Here is a 13681-nt window from a genome sequence, read left to right as displayed (position 1 = left end):
ACTGTCATTTTATATCGCTGTTCCGCCTTCAGTAAAAGACGGGAAATAGGCTTTATTTTAAAGATTATATTATGAAAGATACATTGATCAGCAGGAGAGAGTTTCTGAAAGATATAGGGATGATTGGAGCCGGAGTGCTGTTATCGGCAAGCCCTTGGCTTTCTGCTTTTTCGGAAGTTGTAGAAACATCCGGTGAAAAGTGCCGTCTGGCTATTATCGGTCCGGGTTCAAGAGGACGTTTTTTGATGAGCTTTCTGGTACAGAATCCTAAAGTAGAAATTGTGGCATTGTGCGATATCTATAAGCCTTCTATTGAAAAAGCACTGGAATTGGCTCCGAAAGCTAAAGTTTATGACGATTACCGGGAAATACTGGAAGATAAAACCGTTGATGCCGTACTGGTAGCTACTCCTCTTAACTCCCATTGCCAAATAGTGCTGGATGCTTTTGATGCCGGCAAGCACGTGTTCTGTGAGAAATCTATAGGCTTTACGATGGAAGAATGTTTCCGCATCTATAATAAGCACATCAGTACGGAGAAAGTATTCTTTACCGGGCAGCAACGTCTTTTTGATCCGCGATACATTAAGGCCATGGAAATGATTCATGCCGGTACTTTCGGTGAGATAAACGCCATCCGTACTTTTTGGAACCGGAATGGAGACTGGAGGCGGGAAGTGCCTTCACCTGATCTGGAACGTCTGATTAACTGGCGTCTGTATCGCGAATATTCCAAAGGACTGATGACTGAACTGGCTTGCCATCAGTTGCAAATAGGGAGTTGGGCACTGCAAAAGCTTCCCGAGAAAGTGATGGGACATGGGGCTATCACCTATTGGAAAGACGGTAGGGAAGTATATGATAATGTAAGTTGCATATATGTGTTCGATGACGGAGTGAAGATGACATTTGATTCTGTCATATCCAATAAATTCTATGGTTTGGAAGAACAAATCATGGGTAATCTGGGGACGGTGGAACCGGAGAAAGGTAAATACTTCTTTGAAAGTGTTCCTCCTGCACCTGGATTTTTGCAGATGATTAACGAATGGGAGAATAAAGTGTTTGATTCCTTACCTTTTGCCGGAACTAGCTGGGCACCGGAAACTGCCAATGAAAACAAAGGGGAATTTATTCTGGGAGAACGACCTAAATCGGATGGTACTTCTTTGTTGTTAGAAGCTTTTGTTGAGGCTGTTATTACCCGTAGGCAGCCAGAACGCATAGCTGAAGAGGGCTATTATGCAAGTATGCTTTGCCTGTTGGGCGATCAGGCCTTACAGGAAGAACGGGTACTATACTTCCCCGATGAATATAAAATCAATTACCTGAATCATCAAGCTAAAACACCTGAAGCCGTATGAAAAATACAGTCATTACTGCCCGCCGGAAAAAGATAGAACTGCTGACTTTGCTGGCGTGCTTCATTATAGGCAATCTGGCAAATCTGTATGCCATAATTTCTTATGAGACACCTTTCTCGGAGATGCTGACATCCTTTTTCTATGTCCTCGCGTTTTCGGGCGTGCTTTATGTCTTTTGGACAATCCTGCGCATTCTGTTCTATGGGATAAGAAGTCTGTTTTTGAAGAAAAGAAATGCGGCCTGAAGATGATCAAGACTCAGTAACTTAATTAATACCAATGATATATGACGACACGAAGAGATTTTTTGAAAACGATGACAATGGCTTCTGCCGGACTGGCATTCGGAGCCGGTGATGTGCTGGGAGCCCGTGCTTCCACGACGCAAAGGAAAGTGACGGATAAAGTGAAGATTGCCTATATAGGCATTGGAAACCGTGGCGAGCAGATTATAAACGATTTTGCCCGTACCGGTATGGTAGAAGTTGTGGCTCTGTGCGATGTGGATATGGGAGCCGCTCACACCCAGAAAGTGATGAACCAGTATCCTAAGGCGAAACGTTTCCGCGATTTCCGTCAGATGTTTGACAAGGCGGGCAATGATTTTGATGCAGTAGCCATAGCTACTCCCGATCATTCACATTTCCCTATCAGTATGCTGGCTTTGGCATCAGGTAAACATGTGTATGTGGAGAAACCTCTGGCACGTACTTTCTATGAAGGAGAATTGCTGATGCAAGCTGCACTGAAACGTCCGAACCTGGCTACACAGGTCGGTAACCAAGGACATTCGGAAGCTAACTATTTTCAGTTCAAGGCGTGGATGGATGCCGGTATTATCAAGGATGTAACGGCTGTGACGGCACACATGAATAATCCCCGTCGCTGGCACAAATGGGATACCAATATCTATAAGTTCCCTTCCGGCCAGCAACTGCCGAAAGACATGGAGTGGGATGCCTGGTTGGGAGTAACTCCTTATCACGAATATAACAAAGACTACCATTTGGGACAGTGGCGCTGCTGGTACGATTTTGGAATGGGCTGTCTGGGTGATTGGGGTGCACATATCCTGGATACGGTTCACGAATTCCTGGAATTGGGATTGCCCTACGAAGTGTCTATGAAATATGCCAACGGACATAATGACTATTTCTTCCCTTATTCTTCCACTATCCTGTTCCGTTTCCCTCAACGTAAGGGTATGCCGCCGGTTGACATTACATGGTATGATGGTCTGGACAATCTTCCTCCTATCCCTGCCGGTTATGGGGTATCCGGTTTAGATCCTAATATTCCTGCAACTAATCAGGGAGATACGCCGGCCTCCAGTCTGAACCCCGGAAAGATTATTTATACAAAGGATTTGATATTTAAGGGTGGAAGCCATGGCAGCACACTTTCCATAATACCAGAGGAGAAAGCTAAGGAAATGGCAGGTAAACTGCCGGAAGTACCTAAGAGTCCGTCGAATCATTTCGAAAATTTCCTGTTGGCTTGTATGGGACAGGAAAAGACCCGCTCACCGTTTGAAATTAACGGTGTGCTGGGGCAGGTATTCTCATTAGGAGTGATTGCTCAACGTCTCAATACGCAAATATTCTTTGATCCTCGCACCAAGCAGATTACAAATAATGAGTTTGCGAATGCAATGTTGGCCGGCGTACCGCCTCGTAAAGGATGGGATGAGTTCTATAAACTGTAATTGCATAGTATTAAATAATCAATAGAAGAAATATCAATATGAAAAAGAATTATTTGTTGCTTTTGTTTGTGTTTTGTGCATCTGTGGTTTCGGCGCAAAACTGGGAGCCGCTTTTCAATGGGAAGAACCTGAGTGGCTGGAAGAAGCTGAATGGTAAAGCCGAATACAAAGTGGTAGATGGTGCTATTGTCGGCATTTCGAAGATGGGAACACCTAACACATTTCTGGCTACAAAGAAGACGTATGGTGATTTTATCCTGGAGTTTGATTTCAAAGTAGATGATGGCTTGAATTCGGGTGTGCAGCTGCGCAGTGAAAGCAAGAAAGACTACCAGAAAGGACGCGTGCACGGCTATCAGTTTGAGATTGATCCCTCTAAGCGTGCCTGGTCGGGTGGCATCTATGATGAGGCCCGTCGCAACTGGCTTTATCCGCTGACACAAAATCCGGCAGCTAAAAGTGCTTTCAAGAACAATGAGTGGAATAAGGCTCGTATCGAGGCTATAGGTAATTCTATCGCTACCTGGATCAATGGAGTGCCTTGTGCCAATATCTGGGACGATATGACCCCTGCCGGTTTTATTGCTTTGCAGGTACATGCTATCGGTAATGCTGCCGATGAAGGAAAAACAGTCAGTTGGAAGAATATCCGCATTTGTACAACAGACGTAGAGCGCTACCAGACAGACCGGAAAGCTCCGGAGATAAATGTTATCCCCAATACCATCTCTCCGAACGAAGCAAAAGAAGGTTGGACACTTCTTTGGGACGGTAAGACTTCAGAAGGTTGGAGAGGAGCCAAATTGAATTCTTTCCCTGAAAAGGGTTGGAAAATGGAAAACGGCATCCTGAAAGTGATGAAGAGTGGTGGTGCTGAATCTGCTAACGGTGGCGATATCGTAAGTACCCGCCAATACAAAAACTTTATCCTGAAAGTAGATTTCAAGATTACTGAAGGCGCTAACAGTGGAGTGAAATATTTCGTAAACCCCGATATGAATAAAGGAGCCGGTTCGGCTATTGGTTGCGAGTTTCAGATTCTTGATGACGATAAGCATCCTGATGCTAAATTGGGCGTGAAAGGAAACCGTACATTGGGTTCACTTTACGATTTGATTCCTGCTCCGGCAGATAAACCTTTCAACAAGAAAGATTTCAATACGGCTACGATTATCGTGAAAGGTGACCGCGTAGAGCATTGGCTGAATGGTGTGAAGCTCATCGAATACACACGTCAGAACCAGATGTGGGATGCACTGGTTGCATATAGCAAGTATAGAGATTGGCCTAACTTCGGTAATTCAGAGTCTGGAAACATTCTTCTGCAAGACCATGGCGATGAAGTTTGGTTTAAGAATATAAAGATCAAAGAGTTGTAATTAATAGTATGTCTTTGAAAAGGGTGAGTTGCAGAATTGTGGCTTGCCCTTTCATTTTTCTTTAGGAAACACAGACTTGAAAATGCCGGACGTTATTAAACATCTTTATAAATATTCACCTTCTCAGGGTGGCTTGCTTTATGCCTGGTTTCCATCTATGCATACACGTGTCGATATAATGCTGTGTGGCAGGCAGGGGGAGGACATTTTACTGTCGGTAGTCGATGCGGTGTACAAAATGCTGTGTCGTTTAGAAAAGATGGCCAACTATTATGATGCGGATAGTGAACTGGCATATTTGAACCGGACTGCTTCTGTACATCCGCAACAGGTCAGCCACGAGCTTTATGATATGCTTACTTTCTGTGTAGATTGCTATACCCGTACCGCTGGATGTTTTGATGTAACTATTCATTCGGCTGATTATACACCCAATTTAATCCGTAGTGTTCAACTATCACCTCAGGAGCGTACCCTTCTCTTTTTGCAACCGGGAGTGACTATCAACCTTTCCGGATTCCTGAAAGGATATGCTTTGGAAAAAACACGGAAATTACTGCAACATTATGAAGTGAAGGATGCATTGATCAATATGGGAAACAGTTCTGTATTGGCTTTTGGGCATCATCCCTTGGCTGATGGATGGAAGGTCGGTTTTGGACAGGGCGCTGTTCTAAACGGGAGGAAACCGCAGGAGTTGCTTCTTCAGAATGAATGCCTCACTACTTCCGGTAATGATTCGCATGAGCGAAAACATATTATTAATCCCCGGAACGGAAAACCGGTGGAAGGGAAAAGAGAAGTAGCGGTGGTTACGGACAATGGTGCCATAGGCGAAGTTTTGTCGACCGGTTTATTTGTAGCTGATGCCCGTCAGCGGGAAATACTGGAAGCGGAGTTCCGTCCGCGTTTGATTCTTGATCTCTAAAACAACTTCTCAACTGAAGTAGTGGGATATTTAAATCGTATCTGAGTCGTATCTGAGCCGTACTTGCTCCGTACATTCTTCGCTCAGAAGTACCTCTGGACGAAGAAACTACGGATTTGATACGGAGCAAGTACATCTCGGGTATTCTGTATGCAAGAATAAGACCTGTTTGTACAATATCTGTGTCAGAGGTATAGCCGGATACACTACTAATACCTTTTTGCCTCGATTATTCTATAAAATGATTTTTTCGTTCTATCGGAAATTGCACATAAGCGCTACCTTTGAATGGCTGGATTCAGCTTGTTAGTATCCGGAAACTATCAGGAAGAACCGGTTTTATGGAAAACAAAAAATGATGTTTAATTAAAACTTTAAATCTTATGCAGGTAAATACAAAATTCCTCGTGTGTTCGCTTATATATATGGGGAGTCTTTCTGCGAACGCGGTGGGATCGTCTTCTTTGGCAAATGAAACGGTGCACGTATCTATCCTTTCGGCGGATCAAACAAAAAATGAACGGAACATTACAGGACGTATAATCGACGGAGATACCGGAGAGGCTCTTATTGGAGTCAGTATTCTGGTTAAAGGAGCCTCTATGGGTACGGTGACCGATGTTGATGGGAAGTTTTCATTGTCTGTGGCTACAGGAGATGTCTTGGAGATATCGTATATCGGCTATAAAAGCCAGTCGATAGTGGTTGGCAATCAGAGTGTCTTGGACATCAGGATGATGTCCGATAACGAATTGTTGGATGAAGTGGTAGTGGTGGGCTATGGCTCTCAGAAAAAAGTGAATCTGACGGGCTCTGTTGCTACAGTTAATTTTGATGATAAGACCTTGTCGCGTCCCGTAACTACGCTTGCTTCTACTTTATCGGGTATGGTGGCCGGATTGAATGTGATGCAGACATCCAGTAAGCCCAACTCAGAATCATCTACTCTGCGTATTCGCGGTACAGGTACTTTAAATGATTCTGCACCATTGGTGCTGGTCGATGGAATGGAAATGTCGCTGAATAATGTCAATCCTAATGATATCGCTTCTATCTCCATCCTGAAAGATGCCGCTTCGTGTGCTATTTATGGTAACCGGGGTGCTAATGGTGTTATTCTATTGACTACCAAGAAAGGTACGGACGGGAAAATCAACGTGACCTATTCAGGAAAATTCTCCTATAATACACCGGCTAATCTGATCCGTATGGTTTCAAACTATGCCGACTACATGGAATTTATCAATGAGGCTTCGGACAATGCAGGGCAGGCACAGGTGTTTAGCCAAACTACCATTGATACGTGGCGTGCAGCGGCCAGCAATCCGAATGGAATATCCGAATCGGGTTACCCGAATTATGTGGCCTATCCGAATACGGACTGGTACGATGAGGTGTATAATCCGAAATTGATGCAAGAACATTCTATTACGCTTACCGGTGCGGAAAAGAGAACCCGGTATAGCCTGAATGCTACGTATGTGGATAATCCCGGTCTGGTGGTGAATTCAGGAATGAAGAAATATTATATGCGCAGTAATCTGGAGTCACAGGTTGCCAGTTTCTTGGCTGTGGGGCTGAATGCATGGGGTTATCATGTAGATCAGGAAAGAAATAATGTTGATAATCTGAATGGTTTGCAAATGCAGAAAAGTACACCGGGAACCTATCCGTATTACGATGGGAAATATGGAGCTCCCGAAGCCCTCGAAGAAGATCCGGTAGTTAACAATCCGGCCTATTATCTGAATAGTGCGGGAGGCTTTTATAAAACAACGAAATTCTTTGTGAATCCTTATATTAAGATTGATTTCCTTAAGAACTTCCATTTGACTTCTAACTTCTACTACGATCATTATCGGCAGGAGAATCTGTGGCATTATTCCGATTATCAGGAAAGATTTTCATTCCAACGTGGAGAAACTATGAATGTTCCTCCTACTTCCGAATTGCTTGCGGAGTACCCTGTGAAATATTATATTGATGGAAATCAGAGCTGGAAAAATACTACCACCTTAAACTGGGGACAGATTTTCAAAGGTAAACACGATGTGGCAGCCTTAGTGGGCTATGAGGAATTCCGCAAATGGGCACGTACTACCGACATTAGTAAGAAAGGGATGCTTGATACCAGTCTTACAGATTTTGACGCATTGACGGAGCCTGATTATATCGATGGAAGCACTACAGAGTTTTCATCTCGTTCTGTCTTTGGTCGTGTTACTTATACGTATGATTCCCGTTACTTATTTGAGGCGAATGTCCGTTATGACGGTTCCTCCCGTTTTTCTCCGGAGAACCGCTGGGGTATATTCCCATCCTTTTCGGCAGGGTGGCGTTTGTCGGAAGAGAAATTCATGAAGAAGATGAATTGGCTCGACAACCTGAAACTACGTGTTTCCTGGGGACAACTCGGAAATAACTCAATCGGTAACTATGAATGGCAGGCTGTTTATGCTACGGCTCCCCATTATGCTTTTGGCAACAAGGAGGTTCCCGGACTGGGCATGGGAAGTTTTTCCAACTATAACCTGGAATGGGAGACAACTACGGTTACCAACCTGGGTATCGACTTCTCTATGCTGAAAAACCGTTTGAGTGGAACAGTGGAGGTTTATAATAAGTTGACGGACGGTATCTTGTATAATCCAACTTTGTCACCTACTTTGTCTGGGTTCAGTTCTCCCCGACAGAATATTGCAGAGGTTACTAATAAGGGACTTGAAATAACCTTAGGTTGGAATGATCGGATCGGTTCTGTCTCGTACGGCATATCCGGAAACTTCTCTTACAACAAGAATGAAGTAACCAAATACAAAGGAGAACTTGTCCGCGGATGGCAGCAGAATGCGGATGGTAGTTCCACTTATTATACCAATTTGGGTGAGGTTTCAACAGGAGACTTGCAGCGTGTTTTGGAAGGGCACATGATCAATGAATTTTATGTGCTGAACGTATATAAAGGCAATAGAAACTATTTTAATGCCGATGGTACGGTAAATCCGAAAGGAGGGCCTTCTGACGGAATGATCCGTACGGAAGATGATATGAAATGGTTGCAGGCCATGACGGATGCCGGATATAAGTTCTATCCGAAACAGGGAATCGGCAAGAGTAATATCTGGTATGGTGATATCATTTATGCAGACTTGGATGGAGATGGCATTTATGGTGACGACGATGACAAGGATTTCCAGGGTTATTCTAAAACACCGAAGTATTACTTCGGCTTCCAGACAAACCTGTCATGGAAAGGCATTGACTTCTCTATGAACTGGGCTGGTGCTGCCGGATTCAAAATCAACTGGTATCAGTCTGGTGAGAATAGTAGTATAACCTGGTTTGGGTATGGAATGGGTAAAGATGTAGCTTATGACCATTACTTTTACGATCCTGAGAATCCGAATGACCCGCGGACAAATCTTACTTCGGCAAATCCCCGTCTCACCATGGATAAAGCAGCTCAGGTAAGTGTTTCCGGCCAGCATATTCTACATAATGGCAATTATCTGAAACTGAAGAATCTGACAGTCGGCTACACGCTCCCCAAAGATTGGGTACAGAAGGTGTGCATGCAAAATGTGCGTGTCTATGTTTCGGGAGAGAATCTGTTGACGATTACTAAGTTCAAAGGTATTGATCCTGAAATGATGAGTGGAGTGGGCTATGCTCCTATGAGACAATATGCTTTTGGTGTAAATGTTACTTTCTAAAATTAAATGGTATGAACAAGATAAATATAAACAAAGGAAGAAATCTGATGAAAACGATGGCCGCAGTGGTCCTTGTGGGAATGTCAACCGCAGGTTGCGTAGATATGGATTTGTCACCCAATGGAAAGCCGGCGGAAGGGAATGTATGGTCGACTCCTACCTTGGCGGAACAGACGATAGCGGGTGTGTATAATCAATTGTATGTGGATTATAGCGATGTTGCCAACGGGTGGTTTGATATATGGTCCAGTACTATGGATTACGGTATAGGTATAGCTCCTACTTTCAATTTCTTATTTGCGACAAATTCTCCGAGTTCTGTTAAAGGGAGTTCTGCTCCCTGGCAAAGATTCTATAAGGGAATTATCAAGGCAAATGATGTGATTGGCAATCTGCCCACGGTCGAGGGATTTGATGAGACTAAAAGAAGCCGCTATATTTCAGAATGTATGTTTCTGCGTTGCTGGTGGTATTACAGGCTGAATATCTTGTATAATGGAGTTCCTTACTATAAAGATCCGATTAAGGATATTGATGAGGCAAAACTGGCACGTTCCACTCAGGATGAAGTCTGGGGATATATAGTGGATGATCTGACTTCCTGTATCAATAATCCGGATTTGCCGGATAAATACAGTTCGGATGATGCCAATTACGGGCATATTACAAAAGGTGCAGCCTATGCTTTAAGAGGCAAGGTATATCTGTGGATGAAAGAATGGAAAAAGGCGGCTGATGATTTTCAGGCAGTAAAGGATTGTGGATACACGCTCTATAAAGGTGCGGGTGAGGAGTCATACAAGAAACTGTTTAAGGTGGAAAATGAGCGTTGCGATGAAATGATATTCTCTTTGCAATGTCTGGATCATCCGGATTATACGCAGAAGAAGAACAGAGGTTTCGGTAACAGATGCTTGCCGCCCGACCCTTCAGGCAATGGATTAGGGTGGAATAATTATATTATAAACCCGCAGTTTGCCGAGTCTTACGAAAATAGAGACGGTAGTAAGTTCAATTGGGATGACATTATCCCCGGATATAATGATATGGGCATTGATAAGCGTATGGTGTATTTCCTGCGGAATAACATCACGGAGACTGAAAGAAAGAACGCAGTAGCTGCGGGGGCTGATATGTCCAAATATGATGCTTCCGGTAACGAGGAGAGGATTAAAAAAGCCTATGAAAACCGTGATCCGAGAATGGCAATGTCCGTTATAACCCCTTATGCCTCTTTTCTTGGTGGGGTTGAAGGAACTCCTAAAGAGTATGTGATGCGTTATCCTTTCCGTTCTTATACCACATATGGGGATTTGAAAACAGATACAAGTTTGAAGTTCTATTACTTAAATCGTAAGTTTGTGGGTGAAGGATTAGAGTTACCGAACATATATTCTGAATTGGATTTGCCGTTTATCCGTTATGCGGATGTTCTGTTGAATTGGGCGGAGGCATTGAATGAGTTGAATGATCTTCCCGGAGCCATAAGCAAAGTGAATGAGGTGCGCGAAAGGGCAGGAGCCCAATTACTGGGAACCAACGAATTTACTCAGGTTACAGGAAAAACAGATATGCACCAGCGTATCATGAACGAACGCCATTGGGAATTAATAGGTGAAGACGTGATTTATTTCGATGAGATTCGCTGGAGAACCTGGAAAGATCTGAAGTTCTATAAGGACAAAGAAGGCAAGATGAATGGTATGACTCAGATATGGGGAACCAGAACTAATAATTATGCCTGGGGAGGAGATCATTACTGGAGTCTTCCGATACCGGCGAGAGAAATGCAAATGAATCCTAATATGGTGCAGAATCCGGGTTGGGATTGATGTGATTGAGTCTCTGCATACTTCATAATCTCTTTATAGGGGTTATGGAGTATGTGTCGTTTTTTATATGGTTATTAATTAAAATCAGATAGTTATGAATTTTAGAAAACATCTTTTCTCAGGAATCGTTCTCCAGGGAATAGGTTTGTCTTTGTTTGCACAGACAGATAAACCTAATATCGTAGTGATAATGACGGACCAGCAACGTGCCGATTTGTGTGGACGTGAAGGTTTTCCTATGGATATTACTCCATTTGTCGATGAATTGGCACATCAGAACGCTTGGTTCGATAAAGCGTATACGGTTATGCCGGCCAGTACTCCTGCACGTTGTTCCATGTTTACCGGTCGTTTTCCAACTGCAACTCATGTACGTACCAATCACAATGTGCGTGACATTAATTATGCGAAAGACTTGGTAACCGTTCTGAAGGAGAATCATTATAAAACAGCTTTAGTAGGTAAGAATCATGCTTATCTGAACTCAAAGGATATGGATTTCTGGTCTGAATATTCTCACTGGGGGAAGAATAAACCGGTGACGGAAGGAGAGCGTGCTATTTCCAAATTCTTTAAAGAGGCAGTCGGGCAGTATCTGGAACCTTCGCCTATACCTTTGAAAGATCAGCAACCTACGAGAATTGTGGATGAGGCTATAGAGTGGATAGATAGCCAGAAGGACAATCCGTTCTTTGTATGGGTTTCATTCCCTGAACCGCATAATCCGTATCAGGTTTGTGAACCTTATTATTCAATGTTTGCACCGGATAAGATTCCGGCTGTGAAGACTTCACGTAAGGATGTATTGAAGAAGGGAGAAAAGTATCAGATTCTGGCGGAACTGGAAGACGCTTCTTGTCCTGATCTTGAAAGAGACCTGCCTCGGTTGCGTGGAAATTATATGGGGATGATTCGTCTCATTGATGATCAGATCAAACGCTTGGTTGAGGAGCTGAAGGAAAAGGGACTATTCGAGAAAACTATCATCGTTGTTCTGTCCGATCATGGAGATTATTGCGGTGAATACGGACTAATTCGTAAGGGAGTAGGCTTGTCTGAGTCTCTAACCAGAATACCGATGGTTTGGGCAGGCTATCAGATAAAGAAGCAGCCTAAAGCTATAGATGCGCATGTTTCGTTGGCCGATCTTTTCCCTACTTTCTGCACTGCGATAGGTGATTCAATACCGGTAGGTGTTCAGGGACGGAGTTTGTGGCCTATGTTGACGGGTAAAGAATATCCGAAAGAAGAGTTCTCAAGCGTTGTTGTACAGTTAGGTTTTGGCGGAGAAGATGTTCCTTTGGACGATAGCTTGACTTTTGAGCAGGAAGGTGCGCTGGGACCCAATAAGGTGGCTCATTTTGACGAATTGAATACATGGACTCAAAGTGGAACCTCCCGAATGGTACGTATGGGTGACTGGAAACTGATTATGAATAGTTATGGAAAAGGGGAACTGTACAATTTGAAGAAAGATCCGTATGAAATTAATAATTTATTTGGAAATCCCAAGTTGATAGATAAGCAGAGCGAGTTGCTGACAAAATTGTTGGCCTGGGAATTGCGTTTGCAGGACCCGTTGCCATTACCAAGACATCGTTATCATTTTAAGCGGAACCCTTATAACTATCATTTTACTGACTAATGAAGCATGTATTCAGGTTGTGTCAATAGAGTATTATCGAAATAGAATTGTATGAAAAAGAATTTATTTCTTGTCTGTTTGTTTATGTTTGGAACATTGGCATCTTGCCAATGTTCCTCTAAAAAGAGTGCTGACAATGCTGTTGTCAATACCACTGAAACACCTGTGCCTTTGGGTGATCCGTTCATTTTGCTGCACGATGGAGTATACTATGCCTATGGTACGCATTCGAATAAAGGAATTGAATTTTATACCTCCGATGACTTGCTGACCTGGAAGTATGGAGGGTTGGCATTGAATAAGGAAGATTCCTGGGCGGACCGTTGGTTCTGGGCTCCTGAGATTTATTTTGTAAATGGGAAATTCTATATGTATTATTCGGCAGATGAACATATCTGTGTAGCGGTTGCGGACTCTCCCACGGGACCGTTTGTTCAGGATAAGAAGGAGCCGATGATTGCTGATGAGAAGTGTATTGACAATTCTCTGTTTATAGATGATAACGGTACGCCTTATTTATCCTTTGTACGTTTCAATGACGGTAACAACATTTGGATAGCGGAGTTGGAAAAGGATTTGATTACTATCAAGAAAGAGACAATGCATCCTTGCCTCCATGTAACTCAGGAATGGGAGAAAGTCTGGCCTCGCGTGAATGAAGGTTCCTATATTCTTAAGCATAATGGAATTTATTATATGTCTTATTCTGCTAACAGTTATGAAAGTCCATTTTATGGTGTAGGCTGTGCTACGGCTACCGATCTGATGGGTACATGGACGAAGTATGATGAAAACCCTTTATTGCAAAAGCCCGGTAAGCTGGTTGGAGTGGGGCATAGTGCTATGTTTACGGATAAAGCCGGCAAGCTTCGCATAGTCTATCATGCTCATAAAGATAAGGATAACATTCATCCGCGTGCCATGTACATCGGAGAAGTTTCGTTTGAAAATGTCGGTGGAGTGGACCGCATGAGAATTAGTGAAGAGTATATAACCCCTAAACTTGTGAAATGACGCTTGTTTTGAGTCACAGAACTTCGATGAAAAGGGCTATTTTTATCGAAGTTCTGTTATAAACCGTTGTTTGATTGATTTTCTTGAATCTTAAAGGGACG

General features: G+C 43.2%; 9 protein-coding genes. All 9 read left to right on the top strand.

Translation table 11 applies throughout. The features are described 5' to 3' along the window. Positions 1–71 precede the first annotated feature (71 nt). On the top strand, positions 72–1364 hold the full coding sequence (locus K429_RS0109705; RefSeq protein WP_026366764.1) for a Gfo/Idh/MocA family protein: 1293 nt from the start codon (positions 72–74) through the stop codon (positions 1362–1364). Then, positions 1361–1609 (top strand): hypothetical protein, encoded by a 249-nt coding sequence (locus K429_RS0109700; RefSeq protein WP_007211166.1) that lies wholly within the window; start codon positions 1361–1363, stop codon positions 1607–1609. The genes K429_RS0109705 and K429_RS0109700 overlap by 4 nt, the downstream gene beginning before the upstream one ends. Before the next feature lie 41 nt (positions 1610–1650). After that, positions 1651–3069: a Gfo/Idh/MocA family oxidoreductase gene (locus tag K429_RS0109695; RefSeq protein ID WP_007216643.1), complete on the top strand. Its 1419-nt coding sequence runs from the start codon at positions 1651–1653 to the stop codon at positions 3067–3069. 38 nt (positions 3070–3107) lie between these two features. Beyond that, complete coding sequence (locus tag K429_RS0109690; RefSeq protein WP_026366763.1) at positions 3108–4448, top strand: DUF1080 domain-containing protein; 1341 nt, start codon at positions 3108–3110, stop codon at positions 4446–4448. A gap of 82 nt (positions 4449–4530) precedes the next feature. Then, positions 4531–5376 carry an FAD:protein FMN transferase gene (locus K429_RS0109685; protein WP_007211163.1) on the top strand — a complete coding sequence of 282 codons (846 nt, stop codon included), beginning with the start codon at positions 4531–4533 and terminating at the stop codon, positions 5374–5376. Positions 5377–5759: 383 nt separating this feature from the next. After that, positions 5760–9089, top strand: a complete 3330-nt coding sequence (locus tag K429_RS0109680) for a TonB-dependent receptor (RefSeq protein WP_026366762.1) — start codon at positions 5760–5762, stop codon at positions 9087–9089. Between the two features lie 11 nt (positions 9090–9100). Beyond that, the gene (locus K429_RS0109675) at positions 9101–10921 is read left to right on the top strand and encodes a RagB/SusD family nutrient uptake outer membrane protein (protein WP_007211160.1); all 1821 of its coding nucleotides are present in this window, start codon (positions 9101–9103) and stop codon (positions 10919–10921) included. 94 nt (positions 10922–11015) lie between these two features. After that, positions 11016–12566: a sulfatase gene (locus tag K429_RS0109670; RefSeq protein ID WP_026366761.1), complete on the top strand. Its 1551-nt coding sequence runs from the start codon at positions 11016–11018 to the stop codon at positions 12564–12566. A 51-nt stretch (positions 12567–12617) separates the two neighbouring features. Beyond that, entirely contained in the window at positions 12618–13580 is a 963-nt protein-coding gene (locus K429_RS0109665) for a glycoside hydrolase family 43 protein (RefSeq protein WP_007211158.1), read from the top strand. Positions 13581–13681: the final 101 nt, after the last annotated feature.

The sequence above is a fragment of the Bacteroides sp. 14(A) genome (genome assembly GCF_000526555.1).
GTDB lineage: Bacteria > Bacteroidota > Bacteroidia > Bacteroidales > Bacteroidaceae > Bacteroides > Bacteroides cellulosilyticus.
Note: the sequence above shows the minus strand (reverse complement) of the source record. Positions and strands in the feature narration are given on the sequence as shown.